This window comes from Streptomyces sp. NPDC051578, from assembly GCF_044454045.1.
GTDB lineage: Bacteria > Actinomycetota > Actinomycetes > Streptomycetales > Streptomycetaceae > Streptomyces.
In genome coordinates this window covers 594256-613294 of sequence record NZ_JBITDH010000002.1, presented here as the reverse complement: position 1 = coordinate 613294, position 19039 = coordinate 594256, and the positions used below count along the sequence as shown (strand labels likewise).

General features: G+C 70.5%; 15 protein-coding genes and 1 pseudogene. 7 read left to right on the top strand and 9 right to left on the bottom strand.

What is annotated here, in order from left to right; all coding sequences use genetic code 11:
- Positions 1-83 precede the first annotated feature (83 nt).
- Positions 84-563, bottom strand: coding sequence for a MarR family winged helix-turn-helix transcriptional regulator (locus ACIA6C_RS13855; RefSeq protein WP_399276222.1), 480 nt, complete (start codon positions 561-563; stop codon positions 84-86).
- Positions 564-789: 226 nt separating this feature from the next.
- Between ACIA6C_RS13855 and ACIA6C_RS13850 the strand changes: the two genes are divergently transcribed.
- Positions 790-1920, top strand: a complete 1131-nt coding sequence (locus ACIA6C_RS13850; RefSeq protein ID WP_399275448.1) for an NADH:flavin oxidoreductase — start codon at positions 790-792, stop codon at positions 1918-1920.
- Between the two features lie 182 nt (positions 1921-2102).
- On the opposite strand, the gene ACIA6C_RS13845 is transcribed toward ACIA6C_RS13850, so the two are convergent.
- The gene (locus ACIA6C_RS13845; protein ID WP_399275446.1) at positions 2103-2420 is read right to left on the bottom strand and encodes a UBP-type zinc finger domain-containing protein; all 318 of its coding nucleotides are present in this window, start codon (positions 2418-2420) and stop codon (positions 2103-2105) included.
- A 570-nt stretch (positions 2421-2990) separates the two neighbouring features.
- A pseudogene (locus ACIA6C_RS13840) lies at positions 2991-3233 on the bottom strand (hypothetical protein); the annotation flags it as partial.
- A 596-nt stretch (positions 3234-3829) separates the two neighbouring features.
- On the opposite strand from ACIA6C_RS13840, the gene ACIA6C_RS13835 reads away from it, so the two are divergent.
- The 3 genes from ACIA6C_RS13835 to ACIA6C_RS13825 all read left to right on the top strand — a co-directional run bounded on the left by ACIA6C_RS13835 (position 3830) and on the right by ACIA6C_RS13825 (position 7208).
- The gene (locus tag ACIA6C_RS13835; protein WP_399275444.1) at positions 3830-4720 is read left to right on the top strand and encodes a nuclease; all 891 of its coding nucleotides are present in this window, start codon (positions 3830-3832) and stop codon (positions 4718-4720) included.
- Between the two features lie 136 nt (positions 4721-4856).
- On the top strand, positions 4857-5591 hold the full coding sequence (locus ACIA6C_RS13830) for a VOC family protein (protein ID WP_399275442.1): 735 nt from the start codon (positions 4857-4859) through the stop codon (positions 5589-5591).
- Between the two features lie 231 nt (positions 5592-5822).
- Positions 5823-7208 (top strand): S8 family serine peptidase, encoded by a 1386-nt coding sequence (locus ACIA6C_RS13825; protein WP_399275440.1) that lies wholly within the window; start codon positions 5823-5825, stop codon positions 7206-7208.
- 88 nt (positions 7209-7296) lie between these two features.
- Here the strand turns inward: ACIA6C_RS13825 and ACIA6C_RS13820 are convergent, their stop codons facing one another.
- Positions 7297-8748 (bottom strand): amino acid permease, encoded by a 1452-nt coding sequence (locus tag ACIA6C_RS13820; protein WP_366079474.1) that lies wholly within the window; start codon positions 8746-8748, stop codon positions 7297-7299.
- A 235-nt stretch (positions 8749-8983) separates the two neighbouring features.
- On the opposite strand from ACIA6C_RS13820, the gene ACIA6C_RS13815 reads away from it, so the two are divergent.
- Positions 8984-9781: a TIGR04222 domain-containing membrane protein gene (locus ACIA6C_RS13815; protein ID WP_399275438.1), complete on the top strand. Its 798-nt coding sequence runs from the start codon at positions 8984-8986 to the stop codon at positions 9779-9781.
- 130 nt (positions 9782-9911) lie between these two features.
- On the opposite strand, the gene ACIA6C_RS13810 is transcribed toward ACIA6C_RS13815, so the two are convergent.
- Positions 9912-10106: an antitoxin gene (locus ACIA6C_RS13810; RefSeq protein ID WP_399275436.1), complete on the bottom strand. Its 195-nt coding sequence runs from the start codon at positions 10104-10106 to the stop codon at positions 9912-9914.
- A gap of 161 nt (positions 10107-10267) precedes the next feature.
- Positions 10268-12265, bottom strand: coding sequence for a flavin monoamine oxidase family protein (locus tag ACIA6C_RS13805; protein WP_399275434.1), 1998 nt, complete (start codon positions 12263-12265; stop codon positions 10268-10270).
- A gap of 834 nt (positions 12266-13099) precedes the next feature.
- Here ACIA6C_RS13805 and ACIA6C_RS13800 point away from each other — a divergent pair.
- On the top strand, positions 13100-15295 hold the full coding sequence (locus ACIA6C_RS13800) for a SpoIIE family protein phosphatase (protein WP_399275432.1): 2196 nt from the start codon (positions 13100-13102) through the stop codon (positions 15293-15295).
- A gap of 69 nt (positions 15296-15364) precedes the next feature.
- On the opposite strand, the gene ACIA6C_RS13795 is transcribed toward ACIA6C_RS13800, so the two are convergent.
- From ACIA6C_RS13795 to ACIA6C_RS13785, 3 genes are all read right to left on the bottom strand, one after another.
- Complete coding sequence (locus tag ACIA6C_RS13795; protein ID WP_399275430.1) at positions 15365-15610, bottom strand: DUF6158 family protein; 246 nt, start codon at positions 15608-15610, stop codon at positions 15365-15367.
- Positions 15611-15753: 143 nt separating this feature from the next.
- Positions 15754-15975: a hypothetical protein gene (locus ACIA6C_RS13790; protein WP_366079468.1), complete on the bottom strand. Its 222-nt coding sequence runs from the start codon at positions 15973-15975 to the stop codon at positions 15754-15756.
- A 228-nt stretch (positions 15976-16203) separates the two neighbouring features.
- Positions 16204-17787: a DUF6777 domain-containing protein gene (locus tag ACIA6C_RS13785; RefSeq protein WP_399275428.1), complete on the bottom strand. Its 1584-nt coding sequence runs from the start codon at positions 17785-17787 to the stop codon at positions 16204-16206.
- Between the two features lie 914 nt (positions 17788-18701).
- Here ACIA6C_RS13785 and ACIA6C_RS13780 point away from each other — a divergent pair.
- The gene (locus tag ACIA6C_RS13780; protein WP_399275426.1) at positions 18702-18995 is read left to right on the top strand and encodes a hypothetical protein; all 294 of its coding nucleotides are present in this window, start codon (positions 18702-18704) and stop codon (positions 18993-18995) included.
- The last annotated feature ends 44 nt before the right edge of the window (positions 18996-19039 follow it).

Below are 19039 nucleotides of genomic sequence, written 5' to 3'. Positions count from 1 at the left end.
CTGGCCGGGCTGTGGTCGGGTGCTCACCGGGCCGGGGTCCCGCCCGGAGCGCAGCGGCCCTGAGGGGCAGGGTCCGCGACCTCCTACGTGGTTCGCGGCGCGGGTTCCTGCGCAACCGGCGAGTGGCACGCGGCGCGGGCGTCGTCTTCCTCCGCGCGCGGCCAGTGCCGTCCTTCGAGGGCCTCGGCGCTGCGGTTGAGCCGGATCAGGACGTCCTCCAGCTCCCGTATCTCCTCCGGGGACCAGTCGGCGACCACCCGGGCCAGACAGGACCGGTTGACTTCGCGGTCCGCGGCGAACCGGCGCGCACCTTCGGCGGTGATGCGCAGCTTGCGGGCCATGCCGCCGTCCGGGTCCGCGACGCGCTCGGCCAGGCCGCAGCGCAGCAGTGCGGCCGTCTGGCGGTTCACGGTCGAGGTGTCGAGCCCGAAGGCCTCCGCCAACTGCCCGATGGACATGGGGCCTTGGGTGTCGATCCGGCTGAGCAGCAGGTACGCCGACCGCTCCAGGCGTTCGGGGTCGCGCTCGCGCCGGGCCAGCACCTGGTGCCGCGAGAGCAGCATCAGCTCCCGTTCCAGTTTCTCCAGCACTGCGCCTCCCGCTCCTTCCGGCGCTCCATTATCGCGGACCCGTCAGCCCGTGGGCCGTCGGACCGGCGGACCGCTGTGGGCGTGGCCCGCGGACGACCGCCATAGACCTCGGGCCGCAATATGCATGATACACAGTGTGTGTACTATGCACTCCTCGTTGTCAGCCCGACGAGCCACCGCCTCACCCCGGAGGACCCGCATGACCGTCACCACGTCCACCGCCTCCCGCGCTGCCGAGATCCTGTCCCGGCCCATCGCGCTGAACGGCCTGACCGTCCCCAACCGCATCGCGATGGCTCCGATGACGCGGATGTTCTCCCCCGGCGGCGTGCCCGGCGAGGACGTGCAGGCGTACTACGCCAGCCGGGCCGCCGCGGGTGTGGGGCTGATCGTCACCGAGGGCACCTACGTCGGCCACGAGTCCGCCGGGCAGAGCGACCGGGTGCCGCGGTTCCACGGCGAGGACCAGCTGGCGGGCTGGGCGAAGGTCGCCGCGGCCGTGCACGAGGCGGGCGGCACGATCGTGCCCCAGCTGTGGCACATAGGCATGGTGCGCAACCAGGGCGAGGCACCGTACGCCGACGCTCCCGCCGTCGGCCCGTCCGGCATCCGCGTCGACGGCACCGAGGGGACCGGCAAGGCGATGACCCGCGCCGACCTCGACGACGTCATCGGCGCGTTCGCCGACGCCGCCGCCGAGGCCGAGCGGATCGGGTTCGACGGCGTCGAACTGCACGGGGCCCACGGCTACCTGCTCGACCAGTTCCTGTGGGAGCGGACCAACCGCCGCACCGACGCGTACGGCGGCGACGCGGTCGCCCGTACGAAGTTCGCCGCGGAGATCGTGGCGGCGGTCCGCGAGCGCGTTGCGGCCGACTTCCCGGTGATCTTCCGCTACTCGCAGTGGAAGCAGGAGGCCTACGACGCCCGGCTCGCGCAGACCCCGCAGGAGCTGGAGGCGATCCTGGCCCCGCTGACGGCGGCGGGCGTCGACGCGTTCCACGCCTCCACCCGGCGCTACTGGGTCCCGGAGTTCGAGGGCTCGGACCTGAACCTGGCGGGCTGGACCAAGAAGCTCACCGGCCGGCCGACCATCACCGTCGGCTCGGTCGGCCTCGACGGCGACTTCATCCGCTCCTTCGCCGGCGAGGGCGCGGCGCTCGGCGACATCGACAACCTCCTGGACCGCATGGAACGCGACGAGTTCGACATGGTCGCCGTCGGCCGGGCGCTGCTCCAGGACCCGCAGTGGGCGGCGAAGGTCCTCGGCAACCGCTTCGACGAGCTGCAGCCGTACGACGCTGCGGCGCTCAAGTCGCTGAGCCGCTGAGCCGCTGACCGGTTCCGTACACCGGAGGCCGGGGCGCCGCGCCCTTCACGCACGGTACCCCGGCCGGTAGTGGCCTGCCGGTGATCTCGCCTCGGACGGCCCGCGCCCGTCCCACCGCGGCAGCGGCGGTTCCGTCAGGGCGGCGGGGAGTCATCCCTGGGGGCGGGGCGGCGGTCCCCCGGTCACTCGGCCGGGAGGAGGAACAGCTCGTCCGCGTAGCAGAAGGCCCAGTCCTCTCCGGGCTCGAACGACCTGGCCAGCTCATGACCGGCCGTGGCCCTGGCGTGCGCGGACGCGTGCCTGTTCGGCGACGAGTCGCAGCAGCCCACGTGACCGCAGACCAGGCACTCACGAAGATGCACCCATTGGCCGCCGATCCTCAGGCAGTCCTCACAGCCCTCCGTGGTGGAGGGAGCGACGTCCCGGACGTGATCCAGGTGCGGGCACTCCTTCGCGGTGGGCCTGCCCTCCACGTCCGAGGCCACCTGCCAGGCATTCATCGGCTCTCCTCCTTGACGGTCGGTTCCCGTCAGGAGGTGCGCGCGGAAACGACCTTGTCGGTACGGGCGGTAATGCCACCAGGCGGCGGTCGGCGCCGCCTGGTGGACACGGTACGACGGCCAGGGCGAAGGACGCGTGCCCGACGCGGAGCAGCCGACGAAGCGTTGGGGGGAACACCACGAAAGCCTGCGGAAGGGTGCGTGCCACTGCACCCGAACCGGTACCCCGGCGGACGAACCGGTCGCTCAGCCCACGCGTTCGATGCGCGCGCGCCGGATCAGGTTCTTGCCCGGCTCGCGGACCTTGTCGAACGCCGCGTCGTTCAACAGGACGCAACTGCCCGACGGACCGTTCACCGACACCGTCGTCACATGACCGTTGTCCAGATTCGTGACCCGCAGCCTCGTCCCCACGGGAAACGTCCCACTGCTCGCCGCCGGCGGACCCGCCTCGCCCGACAACGTCACCGTCGACCCCGGACACACCACCTGCCCGGTGGCCGGCGGCACGCGCACACCCGCCGTGCCCGCCGTGCCACCCGAGCCCGCCCCAGCGTTTCCGCCCGCTGCCGCCACGCGTTCGATGCGCGCGCGCCGGATCAGGTTCTTGCCCGGCTCGCGGACCTTGTCGAACGCCGCGTCGTTCAACAGGACGCAACTGCCCGACGGACCGTTCACCGACACCGTCGTCACATGACCGTTGTCCAGATTCGTCACCCGCAGCCTCGTCCCCACGGGAAACGTCCCACTGCTCGCCGCCGGCGGACCCGCCTCGCCCGACAACGTCACCGTCGACCCCGGACACACGACGTCGGGTACGGCGGCATTGCCGGTCGCCATCGTGGCGACGAACCCTCCGGCCACCAGCGTTCCGGCGACTACACAGAGCACGGCCTTCTTCGTGGAACTCATGGTCCGCTTCCGGGACATGGACACTCCTCGATCCGATGGACGCTGTCCCTGTCCTTGATACGGGCCGACGGCACCGGCCGGCGCGGTCTTGTCACCACGTCACAAATCCACCGTCGCCGGGGCTTGGGGAGCGCTGTCCGGCAGCCCGCCGCGGTCCAACGTTCGAAGAAGGCCTGCAAAACGGCAGGTCAGGGCCCAGCGCCCGCAGGAGCGACGAGCGGGCGGTGCTCGCACCGACGGCTTCGAGCGACGCCCGGCCGAGGAAACCAAAGGCGGCATTAAGGTTCGGTTGATGCACCCTTAATGCGCTCCACCACGCTTCATGCACTCGACCAGCCCACATGCCGCCGGGTCCGGGTCTCCGGCCGCCCGGGGTGACCGGCCCGGCTCGACGAAGACGGCGCCGGACCACCCGCGCATACACCCTTCGTGACGGTCGATCACGTACAGTGACTTCATCGCACACCGACCTCGGCCGTTCGCCTGTGGGAGTCGCCATGTCCATGCTGCTGATCAGGGGTTCGTTCAAGATGACGGACCGCGCCCGGCCGGACGGCGACACGCTCCCGTTCGTCGCGGACAACGTGGCCGACTGGAAGCTCGTGCCCGGCTGCGAACCGATCGTGCCCAAGGCCGACGGCCGCGTCAGCATCCGGCTCGAAGCCATCGACGCGCTGGAGACCCACTACGGCCAGAAGCCGCACGAGGAGCACCAGCCGCGTGACCTCGCCCACCAGGCCGCGGACAAGCTGCTCACGCTGGTCGGCTTCGAGTCCGTCATCCGCAACGAGGACGACGAGACCGTCGTCACCGTGCCCAAGAGCGTGCCCGGATGGATCCTCACCCGGGGCAGCGACGTCCACGGCCGGTGCGTGGCCTTCGTAGGCAAGACCACACCACCGGTGTTCAGCGGCTACGAGACGACCATCGACGAGGATCTGCTGAAGAGGACCGCCAACTACCAGCTGCTCCGGCTGGGCCTGGTCTACCCGACGTACTACGCCGGCCTGCCCGGGTACCTGCGCGAGCTGCTCACCGACGCCTCGGAACAGGCGCGGGCGGCCGGGGCGGGCCTGTGGGCCGCCGGCATCGACAAGACCACCGACGGGGCAACGGTCACCGGAATGCCCTCGATCACGGACGACCACACCGGACAGGTGATCCTGCCGAAGCTGTTCCGCCGCCTGAAGGACTACCTGGACTTCACCCCGGACGATCCGTCGCTGGACCGCTTCCGGGCGTATCTGGCCGGCTGCGCGGACGAGTACCGTCTCCTGCCCGACACCGGGAAGCTCTTCAGCGGCCTGCAGCACATCGTCGAAGTCACCGCCGACAACACCGTGAAGATGACCCGGCCCGCCAGGGAGATCATCTTCACGGAGAAGTGAACCCTCCCGCTCCGTCGGGCTCTTGGCACCGGAAACTCGGATGCGGGGGCCGCACGGCCACCCCTAGGCTGCCGTCGCCGCGCGGGCGAGCCACCGCGACCGTATCGACCGTCAAGGGATCGGGGATGCACGGGGTATGACCAGTCGACTCTTCGCCATCTGCTTCAATGCGACCCGGCCGTCGGACCTGGCCCGGTTCTGGTCCGACGTCCTGGGCTGGCAACTGGCCGACGGTCCGGACGACGACGTCACGGTCCTGCCCCCGGATGCCGACGGGTTCCGCATCCGTTTCCTGCCGGGCCAGGAGCCGAAGACGGGCCGGAACCGGGCGCACTTCGACCTGACGAGCGCCTCCCCGGAGGACCAGCAGGAGACGGTGGCCAGGGCGCTGGGTCTCGGCGCGAAGCACATCGACGTCGGCCAACTCCCGCAGGAGGGGCACGTGGTGCTCGCCGACCCCGACGGCAACGAGTTCTGCGTCATCGCGGCGGGCAACGAGTTCCTCGCCGGAACCGGCTTCGTCGGGGCCCTGGCCTGCGACGGTACGCAGGAGGTCGGTTACTTCTGGAGCGCGGCGCTGCGGTGGCCGCTGGTCTGGGACCAGGACCAGGAGACCGCCATCCAGTCGCCGAACGGGGGCACCAAGATCACCTGGGGTGGCCCTCCCGTCGCGCCGAAGACGGGTACGAACAGGCTGCACTTCGAGCTGGCGGTCCCCGCCGGCGCGGACGGGGAGGCGGAGATCGACCGCCTGGTCTCGCTCGGCGCGACGCGCACCGGCGAAGGCGAAGGCGAGGGCGAGGGCGACGGAGCACGGGTTTTGATGCTCGACCCCGACGGCAACGAGTTCTGCGTGCAAAGGCCCCGCTGACGGCGGGCCGTTGCCGACCGTGCGGCGTCGGCGCCGGAATGACGGCGGGCGGTGCCCGCTTCGCAGATCCGTCGTGGGACACCGCCCATGATTCGGTCAGGAAGCGACAAAAGATAGGCGGGCAAGCAAAGCGTTCGACATCAAGCGACAAAGGACCTTGTCCTGTGCATGACCTCCCGATGGGATCACGGGAGCCGTTACGTGCGGCTCCACCCCACACAAGGAGCACTCATGCGCATACCTCGCCCCCGGCTCCGCGCCATGGCCGCCACGGCAGGGGCCACCGCCCTCGCCTCCGCCGCCCTGGTCGCCACTCCTCTGAGCGGGGGCGCCTCGGCCGCCCCCGCCGCCGGCCGGCAGGTCAAGCCCGTTCCGGCCGTGGCCGGACACCAGTTGGTCCGTGCCGTCGGCAGCCCGCTGTCCACGGAGCAGTGCCAGGCGAAGTGGAAGATCGCCTGCTACGGACCGCTTCAGTACCGCCAGGCGTACCACTTGGACCCGCTCTACAAGGCAGGCATCACCGGCAAGGGCCGGACCATCGTGATCGTGGACTCGTTCGGCTCGCCGACGATCCAGCACGACCTCGACGTGTACAGCAAGCAGTTCGGCATTCCCAGCAGCAAGGTCCAGGTGGTCAAGTGGGGCAACGTCCCGGCCTGGGACCCGAAGAACGCCGACATGACCGGATGGGCCGGCGAGTCCACGCTCGACGTCGAGATGGCCCACGCCATGGCGCCGGACGCCAAGATCGTGCTGGTCGAGACGGCGGTGGCGGAGACCGAGGGCGTCACCGGCTTCCCCGAGATGATGTCGGCCGAGAAGTACCTGATCGACCGGGGCATCGGCGACGTCATCACCCAGAGCTTCGGCGCGACCGAGAACACCTTCCCGGGCTTCGACAAGGGTGACTTCTCCAGCCTGAAGGATCTGCGGTACGCCTTCAAGGCGGCAGCGGCGCACGATGTGACCGTCCTCGCTTCCTCCGGTGACGGCGGAGCCACGGACAGCACGGCGGACGGCAGCGGCTACTACCCCGAGCGCGTCAACTCCTGGCCTTCCTCCGACCCGCTGGTCACCTCGATCGGCGGCACCCAGCTGCACCTCGACGACAAGGGCAACCGCCTCAGCCCCGAGAGCGTCTACAACGACAACGGGGCGGGCGGAGGCGGCCAGTCGCACGTTTTCGCGCGGCCCTCGTTCCAGAACGGCGTCCGCGGCGTCGTTGGCGATCGGCGCGGCACCCCCGACATCTCGATGGCCGCCGCCGTCAACGGCGGGGCATGGGTGTACTCCAGCTACGACCCGACCGCGGTCGGCTGGGACGTGTCCGGCGGCACCAGCGAGGCCTCGCCGCTGTTCTCCGGCATCGTCGCCCTCGCCGACCAGGCGGCCGGCCGCCGGATCGGCAACCTCAACGAGGCCCTGTACTCCCTGTACAAGGACGAGGGCTACAAGCCGTCCAGCGGCCTCGTGGACGTCAACGACGGTACGAACAACAGCTATGCGGGTGTGACCGGCTACACCGCGGTCAACGGATATGACATGGCGACCGGTCTCGGCACCATCGACGCGGCACGCTTCGTCCCGGCCCTGGCCCGGGAGAGCCGGCACCACTGATCACGGGGCGGCTCACGACCGCCGTGCACGGCGCCGCCCGGTCCTCCGGGTGGCGCCGTACGCATGTCCGGGGCAGGCGCGCCCGCTTTCAGAGGGTGCCGTCGGGGCCGTTCGCAGAGCCGCCCCGGGCGGCCTTGGCGAGTCCCGAGTTCCGGTAGGAGTAGCCGAAGTAGATGACCAGCCCGATCAGGAACCAGACGACGAACCGGATCCACGTCTGGACCTGGAGGTAGGTGATGAGCCAGATGGAGGCGACCACGCCGATGGCGGGGGTGACGGGCATGAACGGTGCGCGGAACTCCCGCGGCAGGTCGGGGCGCCGGTAGCGGAGCACGATGACGGCCGTGCACACGACCACGAAGGCGAGCAGGATGCCGATGTTGGTCAGCTCCGCGGCCGCGCCGATCGGCACGAAGCCGGCGATGGCGGCCGACGCGACGCCGACGATCCAGGTGACGCGGGTCGGGACGTGCCGGGTCGGGTGCGTCTTGGCGAACCAGTGGGGCAGCAGTCCGTCGCGGCTCATGGAGAACCACACACGCGTCACACCGAGCATGAAGGTGAACATCACCGTGAGGATGCCGATGATCGCCCCGACGGCGATCACGTCGGCGATCGCGCCGAGCCCCACCGACTTGAAGGCGCTGGAGAACCCGCTCTCCGGGTCGATCTCCGTGTAGCGCTGCATGCCCGTCAGGACCAGGCAGGCGAGGACGTACAGCACCATGGCGATGGCGAGCGAGTAGATGATCGCCTTGGGCATGTGGCGTTGGGCGTCCTTGGACTCCTCCGCCGCCGTGCTCATCGCGTCGTACCCGAAGACGGCGAAGAAGACGGTGGCCGCCCCGGTGAAGGCGCCTCCCACTCCGAACGGGAAGAAGGGGGTGTAGTTGCCGGTGTTGATGTGGAAGAAGCCGACGATGATGACGAGCAGGACGACCAGCACCTTGAGTACGACGACGACCGTCTCGAAGCGTGCGGCGTTCTTGATGCCGAGGTTGAGCAGGTAGGCGGTGAACAGGCAGAGCACGGCGGCGATGAGGTCGACGCGGTGGCCCGCCCCCGTGCCGGGCGCGCCGAGCATCCAGGTGGGCAGGCCCGCGCCGGTGTCCGTGAGGAGGAAGTTGAAGTAGCCGGAGATGCCGATGGCGACGACGGCGACGATGGCCGTGTACTCCAGCAGCAGGTCCCAGCCGATGAACCAGCCCGCCAGCTCGCCGAGGACGGCGTACCCGTAGGTGTACGCGGAGCCGGCCTTCGGGATGAGGCCGGCGAATTCCGCGTACGAGAAGGCGGCCGCGGCGCTGGCCACGCCGGCGATGAGGAAGGAGACCAGTACGGCCGGTCCCGCGATGCCATTGGCGACCGTCCCGGCGAGCGTGAAGATGCCGGCGCCGATGATGCCGCCGACGCCGATCGCGGTGAGCTGCCACAGGCCGAGGGTCCGCGTGAGCTGCTCGCTGGGGGCGCCCTCGGTCTCGTCGATGTGCTCGATCGGCTTGCGGCGCAGGACGCCCTCTCCCATCCGCGGTCTCGCCATGTCCGGTCCTTTCCGCAGGTGCTGACGGGATTTCATGATGGCGCAGTCGCCGAGACGGCGGAGTTAGGCGCTCCGCGCGTCGCCCCGGGGGGTGGGGGCGTAGCGGCAGGGGCTGCCGCAGCGGTCGCTCATCACGGCGGCTGTCCCGGCTTCTCGCGCGGCCTGACCGGGAGTGGTTGGCCGGGCGGCGTTTGCCGTGGAGAGCCGGGGAAGGTAAGGGCAGGGGGTGGTTCGCATGGACTTGACGGGTTGGGTGCCGACCGGAGTGGCGTGGTGCCTGGTGCTGCTCGCCGGGGTGCTGCGGCTCGGTGGCGGGAGGGCCCGGCCGCGCGGCAAGGCGCTGTTGCCGGTCGAGGTGGGGATGTTGCGCGGGGGCTCGCGCGGGGCGGCGCAGACCGCACTGGCCGAGCTGTACCTCGTCGGCGCGGTGGAGGCGGGGTTCCGCCAGACGGTCCGGGGCGTCGTGGACCGGCTGCCGCCGCACGGCAGCTCCGCGGTGGCCCGTGCGCAGTACGCCGTGCTCTACCGGCAGATGCACCCCCGTCGGCTGCGAGATTACGAACGGGTGCGGGATGCCCTCGCGCAGACCGCCCGGGAGCTGGAGCGTGCGGGACTGCTGGTGTCCCCGAAGCGGCGGTGGGCCGTACGGGCCCTGCTGCTCCCGGTGTTCGCCGCGGCGCCCGTCCAGGCCGTCTCGGGCGGCCGGGCGGCCGTGTGGCTGTGGCTCGCCCTCCTCGCGGATGTCGCCGCCGTGGCGTTGTGGGTGCGGCCCCGGCGCACCTCGCGCGGCGCGGCGTTGCTGGCCCGGCTGCGCCTGGACCACGCCGGAGCCCGCCGGGCCACGGAGCAGGGCGATCCGGGCGCGCTGCTGTTGAGCGTCGCCCTGTTCGGCGCCCCGGCGCTGCGTGCCCAGCTCCCCCGGTTCACCGAGGAGAGCGGACTGCTGACCCGCCCCCCGAGGGTGCCCATGGAGCGGAGCGGAAGCGGCGGCTGGCACGAGACGTCGGGCGGGTGCGGGGGGTGCGGGGGCTGACGGGCGCCTCTCCCGCCGCGGGAGGGAGGAGGCCCACCACCGGTCCGAGGACGGGTCCGGGCACGGGTGTGGCCCCGGCGCGCACTGCGTCGGGGCCACCCGTGCCGGAGCCGCACGTGCCGGAAGGAGGTCAGCGCCCCGTCGTACCGTTGCCGCCGTACGAACGGCGCACCGCCTCGGCGGCCTTGTCGGTCTGGGCGTCGTACTTGTCCCCCGTACGCTCGTCGATCAGCCGCTCGATGCTCTCGACGCCCTTGTCGGCCTGGTCCGGGTGGCCCTTCGCCAGCTCCTTGGCCTTGTTCGCCATGTCTCCCAGCCTGCTCATGAGTACCTCCGCGGTAGTCCGTGCGTCGTACGCAGCCGCGGATACCCCACTGGCCCACTCCTACGCCTGCGTGCGACGACCACGTCCGGGGCCGCCGGTCGGCCGCGGCCCGCGGGAGACGGTGCGTGCTCCGGCGAACCGCCCCGGCCGACCGGCCGCGCTCACGGCGCCAAGTGAACCTCCAGGGCGGTTCGCACCGCGGATTCAAGGGCTCCCTCGATCCACGCGGGTTTGACGGAGGTGTGGCATCCCCCGAAGTGCAGGTTGCCCTCGGGCTTGCGGACGTGCGGGAAGAGCTCGGTGTGCTGGCCGGGGAGCAGCACGGACGCTTCCCCGTAGGCGTAGGCGTCGCGCATCCAGGACTGGGTCCGCCCGACGCCGGTGTAGAACACCTCGATCCGCTGCCCGTACACGTCCTGCACACCCGCGAGGGCGCGCGGGTAACGCTCGGCGTCGTCGAACGAATCCCACTTCAGGGCGTCGTCCGACCAGCTGTAGGACGCGAGCAGCACGCCGCCCTTGCTGCCTTCGACGGGGTAGGACGGCTGGAACATGAAGCGGTTGGGGTTGTCGGTGGCCGAGCCGCCGCCGATGACGCCGACCGCCTCGGGCTGATCACGGGTGACGAGGCGACAGGCGGCGTAGTGGGAGCGCTGGGCGGCGGAGATGTGCCCCTTGGGCACGGACGAGTGGGCACCGAGCAGGGTGCCGTCCGTCGGGCTCTGCCCCAGCTGGTACTTGCGGTACAGGCCGGGCCGTACGGCTTCCAGTTCGCGCTTCCAGTCGGTCTCGTCGAACTCCCACCAGCGGCGGCTGAACTCCAGCAGCACCTTGGTCGCGGCGTCGTAGTGCAGTTCGGTGACCGCGCGGCGCTTGCCGTAGGAAAGCGCCGGGGTGACGGGGATGTGGCGCAGTCCCGAGAAGGGGACCGTGATGATCGCGGCGTCGCCGGTGAACGTCTCGCGTTCCACCGGGCTGCCGCCGCGGCCCTCGGAGACGGTGTCGATGGTGACCTTGCCTTCACCGTGCGTGATCCGGGTGGCCCGGCGGTCGAGCCGCACCAGGTCCTTGACGCGGCCGTAGAGCGCGTCGGCGAGGGTGGCCGTGCCGCCGGGCAGTTCGAAGAAGGCGGTGTCGGGGCTGATCAGCGAGGCTCCGATGAAGCTGTGCACGAAGGCGAGGTGCAGACGCGAGGTGAGGTTCTCGACGGTTCCGATGAGATCGATCGTCCGCTCGTCCAGCTTCGCCTCCTCCGTCAGGTACCGGTACATCGACATGTGGCCGTAGCGCTGGATGACACGCGCCCAGCCCTCGACGAGCGCCCTGTCCTGCTTCCCCTCGATCTCCTTTCGGACGGGCGCGAAGGCGTTGCGGACGATCTGCGCGGCGGGGACCGACTCGTAGGCCGCCGGGACCCCGAAGGAGCGGTTGACGGCCTGCGGGCTGCGCGTGTAGTCGGCCCGGCGTACGCGGATCCCGTTGACGTAGATCCATGTGCGGTTCGCCGGGCGACCGGCTCCGTCGACGTCTACCAGGTGGAACCGCCTGCGCTTGAGACCGAGGCCGTCGATCAGCCCGGTGACCAGGGGGTGGCTGTCGGGGATGCGCATGGCGCCGGCTTCGGCGTACTGCTTCGGGTCTGCGAAGGGCGCCGGGGACTTCTCGTGGCCGCCGGTACGGAAGGTCTTGATCCGGCCGCCCACCCGGTTGCCGTTGGCCTCGATGACGGTGACCTGGTGCCCGGCCTGCCGCAGCAGGTGGGCGGCGGTGAGTCCGGCCGGTCCGGCACCGACGACCAAGACCTTCCTGCCGGTGCGACGAGACCGGGGCAGGCCGTTCTTGAGGAGGATGTCCGCGTAGCGCGGTACGAGCGGCTGATCGTCGTCGTCCCGCACGAGGATGGCCCGGGCGATGGAGAGGCAGGTCTCCCAGTCGGCACCCGGGGCGCTCGCCGGAGCCTGAGTGGTCGAGGCGGAGGCTGTCGAAGCGGACACCGGGGCCGCGGACAGCGCGGCGACTCCGGTGGCGGCGGCCGCTCCGGCGATGACGGTACGCCGGGACGGTCGCCGCGCGGGCGGCGGTGCGGATGCGGATGCGGATGCCGGTGCGGGTGCCGGTTCGTCGGAGCCGTCGGTTGTGGGACGCGTCTGAATGATCATGAGGGAACTCTGGCGGGGGACATGCCCCCGGGACGCCGAGAAAGTACTGAATCCACCCGAATGTGCGTCAGGTCCTCGGATGCTGACGGGGTGCGGACGCTGACGGGGTGCGGACACAGCACCGACCCGGATCCGACATCCGGCAGATCGCCACCGTCCCCACCGCAGCGGTCGGGACGGTGACGTCCCCTCCTTCAAGGGGGCACGGCGTGCTCATCCCCGAGCTCGGTCACCTGCCGACCGTGCACCGCGCGCATGCCCCGTGCTCGCGGCCCAACCTCGGCCGTTCGGGGGAACCCGCGGGCACGGCTGCGGCGCGGGACGCGGTGGGGGCAGGCGTCGCGCGCGCCGTTCGCTTCGCCGTGCGGGGCGGGTGAGCAGTCGGATCAAGTGGGCGGACCAGGCGTCCGAACCGGGTGGGGCTTCGCCCCGCCGTCGTTCCGCTGGAGCGATCCCCCGTGGGTCGCCGCTCGGGACGAACCCCGTTTCGCCCGCTCCTCGGGGGGATGCCGTCAGGGCCCGGCGGGCGTATGGTCCGCTTGTGGGTAACGCGCGGTGTGGCTGGTGCGGTGTTCCGCTTTCGGGGCCGGCGGCGGCCCCGGGCCGCCGGTACCGCCTTCCGGCGCACCGGCAGGCCTCCTGCCGCGCACGCCGCCGGGGGTACGAGGCGGCTCAAGACCGGGTGGGAGGGACCGCCGGGGGCCAGGTGCTGTCATTCCGGATCCGGGTGGTCGCGCAGCAGCGTGCTTCGCAGCCGCTCCTGCCTGAGCGCGCGTCACGGTGGTACGACCGACCGGGGCGGGGCTCCGCCGCCCCCCGGGGCCGGTGAGGAACATGCCCGCCTGGCCGGGCGCCGAGGCCGACGCCGGCCGGGAGCCGCTGGACGCGGTTCTCGCGGACGTGGTGCGGCAGACCCGCGCGTCGGTGGGTCTGGTGTACGTCCTGCCACCTGGTGAAACCGTGCTGAGACTGGTACTCGTCTACGGAGTGACCCGGCAGATCGCCGCCCCGTGGGCGAGGGTCCCGTTGGCCGCGAAGATCCCCGTGTCGGAGGCGATCCGCGAGGACCGCCTCGTGTGGCTGGGCAGCCAGGAGGAGACGGCCCGCCTCTTCCCACGACTGGGGATCGTACTGCCGTACGACTTCATGCTCGCCGCAGAGCCTTTCAGCGACGGCGGGCCGGTGCAGGGCGGCATCGTGCTCCTGTGGCCCGCCTGGCACCCACCCCAGCTCGGAGCCGACGAACGCGCAGCGCTCACCGCCGGGTGCCGGCGTGCCGGACGGCTGCTTCGCCACGCCGCCGACAGCGGCGGACCGCTGCCCGTCGCCGAGGAGCCGCGCGTCCTGACCCCGGCCCAGGTGAGCCCGTCCGACCCGGCCCAGGCGATGGCCGCACTCGCCTTCGCCGAGCGCCTGCCCCTCGGCTGCTGCGCCCTCGACCCGGAGGGCCGCATCACGTTCCTCAATCCGGCGGCCGCCGATCTGCTCGGCCACGGCGCCGCCGAACTGCTGGGCAGGCGCCCGTGGGAAGCACTGGCGTGGTTGCACGACCCCGTCTTCGAAGACCGCTACCGCGAAGCGGTGGTGACCAGCAGTCCCACCGGATTCACCACCCTGCGGTCACCGGGCAACCGCCTGGAATTCCGGCTGTACCCGGACGAGCACGGCATCAGCGTCCACATCACCCCCGTCACCGCACCGCAATCTCCCTCGCATCCGCACCCAGGCCCGGACCCGGGCCAGGACCAGGACCAGGACCCGCACCCGAAGCCGCCTCCGGTGTCCGGCGAGCCGGTGGGCGCGACAGCCCTGTACCACCTCACTCACCTGGCGGTCGCGCTGGCCGAAGCCGTCGGCGTGAAGGACGTCGCCGAGCTCGTCGCCGACCAGCTGGTGCCTGCTTTCGGGCCGCAGGGGCTGGCGCTGCTGACCATGGAAGAAGGCCGTCTGCGGGTCGTCGCCCACCGCGGCTACAGCGCCGAATTCGTCCACCGCTTCGACGGCACCCCCCTGACTGCGCACACCCCTCACCTGCGCGCCCTGACCACCGGTGCCCCCGTCTTCTACGCGACCTACGCCGACTTCCAGAGCGACTACCCCTCCGCCCCCCGCTACGCCGACCGGAGCGCCTACGCCTTCCTCCCCCTGACCGCCGCCGGAAACATGGTCGGCTCCCTCGTCCTGTCCTACGACCGCCCGCGCGCGTTCAATCCGGCCGAACGCGCCCTCTTGACCTCACTGGCAGGACTGATCGCCCAGGCCCTGGACCGCGCCCGCCTCTACGACGCCAAACACGACCTGGCCCACACCCTCCAGACCGCCCTGCTGCCACAGATCCTCCCCTCGGTGCCCGGCCTGGAAGTCGCCGCCCGTTATCTCCCCGCCGCCCACGGCATGGACATCGGCGGCGACTTCTACGACCTCATCCACCCCAGTCCGACCACGGCGGTAGCCGTCATCGGCGACGTCCAGGGCCACAACCTCAAGGCCGCCACCCTCATGGGACAGATCCGCACCGCCGTCCACGCCCATGCCACCGCCGGCACACCACCCGACGCCGTCCTCGCCCGCACCAACCGCCTCCTCGCCGATCTGGACCCCGGCCTGTTCACCAGTTGTCTGATCGCCCGTATCGACCTCACCCGGCAGTGCGCCCACATCGTCACCGCCGGGCATCCGCCTCCTCTGCTGCGGCACCCCGACGGCCGCGCCGAGACCCTGACCGTGCCGCCCGGACTGCTCCTCGGCATCGACCCGGACGCCGACTACCCCACCACCGTCGTCGCCCTCCCGCCCGGCACCGTCCTCGTGCTCTACACCGACGGACTCGTGGAAACCCCCGGCGCCGACATCGGCCAGAGCACGAACGCGCTCGCCCGGCACCTCGCACGGGCGGAGAGCCAGGATCTCGACGTGCTCGCCGACAGTCTCATCGGCTACGCCCAGCACACCGCGAACCGCACCGACGACATCGCCCTGCTCCTCATCCGCCCCCAACCGGCCTCGGCGCATCCGGCACCGCGGCGGTGATCACCACCCCGACCGACAAGATTTCCCGGTCCGGCCGGGGTCGGGGTCAGCGCCACCGCTCCCGTGGCCTCAGTCCCCGTCGGCGGTACGCGCCCGGGCGCCCGAGCGGGTGCGGGACGGGGTCTGGGCGCGCTGGGGGTGACGGCGCAGATACTCGTCTTCCAGCTCGTGCATCCGCTTCGTGTGGGTGGCCAGCGCATCGTCCGACCCGTGCAGCAGGGTCTCGTGGCGGGTGCGGTGAATGGCCTCCAGCTCCTTGAGCAGCACACTTTCCTCGAGGTCCTGGGCCGACGGGCCGCCCTGGTGATCCGTCATCGCAGGTGCGCCTCCCTTGCTCACGCATGAGGGGGCGGACGCAGGACCGCCCCGGGCGGCCCGCGGGCCGCTCCCTCCATCATGCTGCCCGTCGGGGACGCCTGCCCGTCCCGACGCGAGGCGCCCCGCAGCAGTGGTGGGGGCTACGCCTTGGCCGGGTCGGCGTCCGGCCGCTTGACGATCCGATCGCCGACCGCGATCGACTTCCAGAGCTGGCGGCCGATACGGACCTTGGCGGATTCGCCGTCGGCGAGGCGGATCTCGACGAAGTGGTACATGTTGGAGCCGTCGAGCATGCCCCGGGACTTGTGGATGACGACTCCTTCCCAGGAGTCGTCGCGTCCGAATTCGTGTGTTTTCGACATGCTGTGAAGTCTAGGGAGCGCGACAGCCCCACCCATAGGGCGGCGAATCATGTCTTCACCGGTACATATGTCATGCCGCCGAGCATCGGCACGGTGCCGCTCAGCGGCCGGCGGCGGGTGCCTCGCCGTCCGTCCGGTGTTTGAGGAGCCTCAATGACGGACGCCCGCCTGGGAAATCCCAGTCGGGCGCCTGTGTGACTGCCGGCCCCAGGGAGGGAGCGCGAACCGTCATCCTTGGTCCGGCTTGTTGCCCTGGTCTTGGCCGGGGTTCTGGTTCTGGTTCTGGTTCTGCTCAGGGACCTTGTTCTGGTCCTGACCCGGGTTCTGGTTCGTGTCGGGCACCTTGTTCTGGTCCTGCTTGTGGTTCTGCTCAGGGACCTTATTCTGGTCCTGCCCCGGGTTCTGGTTCTTGTCGGGCACCTTGTTCTGGTCCTGCTTGTGGTTCTGCTCAGGGATCTTGTTCTGGTCGTGACCCGGGTTTTGGTTCTTGTCCGGGACCTTGTTCTGGTCCTGGTTGTTGTTGTGCTCGGGGACCTTGTTCTGGTCCTGCCCCGGGTTCTGGTCGTGACCCGGGTTTTGGTTCTTGTCCGGGACCTTGTTCTGGTCCTGCTTGTTCTGGTCCTGGCCCGGGTTCTGGTTCTTGTCCGGGACCTTGTTCTGGTCCTGGTTGTTGTTGTGCTCGGGGACCTTGTTCTGGTCCTGCTTGTTCTGGTCCTGGCCCGGGTTCTGGTTCTTGTCCGGGACCTTGTTCTGGTCCTGCTTGTGGTTCTGCTCAGGGACCTTGTTCTGGTCCTGGCCCGGGTTCTGGTTCTTGTCCGGGACCTTGTTCTGGTCCTGCTTGTGGTTCTGCTCAGGGATCTTGTTCTGGTCCTGCCCCGGGTTCTGGTTCTTGTCCGGGACCTTGTTCTGGTCCTGCTTGTGGTTCTGCTCAGGGACCTTGTTCTGGTCCTGGCCCGGGTTCTGCTCCTTGTCCGGCACCTTGTTCTGGTGTGTTTCCGGGGGCTTCACCACCGGTTCCTGAGGGGCCACGGGGAGGAGCGGGTACGGCGAGTCGGGCTTCTGGCCGCTGGGGGCAGGAATCTTGTGGTCGTGCCGACCCTGCACGTCGCCGCTCGGGCGCTGGTACCAGTCCTTGTGGTTCTGATCGAACATCGTGACGGCCTTCACCGGCTTCGCGGCGGGCTTGACCGCAACGAGATCGGTGGACCGGAAGGACGTCCACTGCTTGCCGCTGTACGCCTGCTTGCCTTTGACGGCGACGGGCGGAGCCAGCGGGTTTCCGCAGGCGCAGCGGACCCTCGGTACGCCGCGGTTGTCCACCAGGACGGGCGTACCTGCCTGCAGGACTGCCTGGAAACTGGTGGCCTGGCCGTTCCGGTACCCGTGATTGGTGACCCGGGTGTCCCAGCTCAGCCGAACGGGCGTCAGTGACCGCAGATAGGAGGGAACGGCGGACTCCTGGATGTCCAGGGGTTCTGCGAAGGCCCTGCGCTTGTCCGTGTGCTGTGCGAGGAACTGGATCTGCTTCTCGACGTTGCAGCTCGCGACGTTCCGCGTGCCTCCGTACAGCCCCGGCTGCGCGCCGTCGACCTGAAGAGTGCGCGTACCGCTCGCGCCCGAGGTGTTGGCCATGGCCGGCGTGACCTCGGTCGCCTCGGACGCCGTGGCCGTCGAGGGAGTGAACGGATCGATTCCGGCCGCAGAGGTGGCTTGGAGGAAGACCTCGCCGCCGCTCGCCGTGTTACCGCCCATGACGGTGAAGGCGAGGACCACCGCCGTAGCGATGCCGACGGCCGCGCCGGCACTCAGCACGGTTTTGCGCGACCGCCACCGGTGGGCCTGTTCTCCCGGGCGCCGACCCGGCCCACCCGGCTCGCCGCCGCCGGACGGGGCGGCAGGCCCTGACGGGGGCGGTGGTCCCGTGGGCGGCGGCAGGCCGGGCGGCGACGGCTGCTCATCCGTCGGCCGACCGGACAACGGACCGGAAGGGGGGCCGCTGGGGCGCTCGGACGAAGGAGGTAGGGAAGTCACGACACTCTCCCCTCGTCGTGGGACATCGGGGAAACGATGGTCATCCGCATTGCCTGCTCCTCTCGCCATTATGGCTCCACATCCCAGGGACGTGATTCCTGAAAATTCCGCTCCCGCGAAGAAGGTGAAGACGCAACCGGACGGTCCCGTCCCCTCCCGAGCTGACGCGGGTGGGCCACTCGCTGTGGCGGCCCAGGTCTTGAGTAGGCCCCTGGCCTGGGGGCGCGTCATGGCGCGACTCTTCGTGACTTGACAAACGCCGGTGCCGGGCGGCTGCCAGGGGGAGCAGAGCCGGAGGGGCTGGTACGGCGGAACGGGGAAGCCCCGACGGCCTCGACAACGCCCCGGTCCGCGCCGGGCCGCTGCGGACTGCTGCGGGCCGCCCCCTTCCGGTTCCGCCAAGACGGACGAGGTCGTGCCCGGCGCAACGCGCGGCACCGCACCGCCGGACCGCGACGGTTCGCGCCGCATTTACCGGGCCCTTACGACGGCGTCAAGTCCCGAGTCCTCGGAACATGACCCTGTCCGGCCGGTCGGGCCTACTTGAAGCACGGACCTCGCCGAGAAAGCGAAAAGGGCAGAACGGCAAGACGGAATTCGTCTCCGGAATGTTCCTCATCGCCGGAATCGGCACCTTGAAAGGACGGTCCGTCGGATCAGCCCAATATCGGCACACTCATCAGTAGGAGAAACTCATGACCAGCAACGCTCACGTCACTGACAACGCCCGCACCAACCGTCGGGGCTTCCGCCTCGCGATGATCGTGGTCTCGGGCGCCCTGCTGTCCGGTGCCGCCATTCTCCCGGCCTCCGCGGCGACGGTGTCCGCGATGCCCGCCAGCCCTGTGGCGAGCGTCGTCCAGGGCCACGACTGGCGACACGACCGGCATGACGACGACCACGACCACGACTACCACCACTGGCACCACCACTACTGGCACCACTACTGGCACAACAACTGGCACCACCACTGGCACGACCACCACTGACAAGCGCGAGAGGTGAGGGCGCGGGTCGGGCTCTCGGGGGAGCC

Excerpts from the sequence above, each read along its gene's own strand:
- ACIA6C_RS13815 (WP_399275438.1), top strand. The coding sequence starts at position 8,984 with ATGGACTTGACGGGTTGGGTGCCGACCGGAGTGGCGTGGTGCCTGGTG.
- ACIA6C_RS13835 (WP_399275444.1), top strand. The coding sequence starts at position 3,830 with ATGTCCATGCTGCTGATCAGGGGTTCGTTCAAGATGACGGACCGCGCC.
- ACIA6C_RS13845 (WP_399275446.1), bottom strand. The coding sequence starts at position 2,420 with ATGAATGCCTGGCAGGTGGCCTCGGACGTGGAGGGCAGGCCCACCGCG.
- ACIA6C_RS13810 (WP_399275436.1), bottom strand. The coding sequence starts at position 10,106 with ATGAGCAGGCTGGGAGACATGGCGAACAAGGCCAAGGAGCTGGCGAAG.
- ACIA6C_RS13830 (WP_399275442.1), top strand. The coding sequence starts at position 4,857 with ATGACCAGTCGACTCTTCGCCATCTGCTTCAATGCGACCCGGCCGTCG.
- ACIA6C_RS13850 (WP_399275448.1), top strand. The coding sequence starts at position 790 with ATGACCGTCACCACGTCCACCGCCTCCCGCGCTGCCGAGATCCTGTCC.
- ACIA6C_RS13780 (WP_399275426.1), top strand. The coding sequence starts at position 18,702 with ATGACCAGCAACGCTCACGTCACTGACAACGCCCGCACCAACCGTCGG.
- ACIA6C_RS13820 (WP_366079474.1), bottom strand. The coding sequence starts at position 8,748 with ATGGCGAGACCGCGGATGGGAGAGGGCGTCCTGCGCCGCAAGCCGATC.
- ACIA6C_RS13805 (WP_399275434.1), bottom strand. The coding sequence starts at position 12,265 with ATGATCATTCAGACGCGTCCCACAACCGACGGCTCCGACGAACCGGCA.
- ACIA6C_RS13855 (WP_399276222.1), bottom strand. The coding sequence starts at position 563 with ATGCTGCTCTCGCGGCACCAGGTGCTGGCCCGGCGCGAGCGCGACCCC.
- ACIA6C_RS13800 (WP_399275432.1), top strand. The coding sequence starts at position 13,100 with ATGCCCGCCTGGCCGGGCGCCGAGGCCGACGCCGGCCGGGAGCCGCTG.
- ACIA6C_RS13795 (WP_399275430.1), bottom strand. The coding sequence starts at position 15,610 with ATGACGGATCACCAGGGCGGCCCGTCGGCCCAGGACCTCGAGGAAAGT.
- ACIA6C_RS13790 (WP_366079468.1), bottom strand. The coding sequence starts at position 15,975 with ATGTCGAAAACACACGAATTCGGACGCGACGACTCCTGGGAAGGAGTC.
- ACIA6C_RS13825 (WP_399275440.1), top strand. The coding sequence starts at position 5,823 with ATGCGCATACCTCGCCCCCGGCTCCGCGCCATGGCCGCCACGGCAGGG.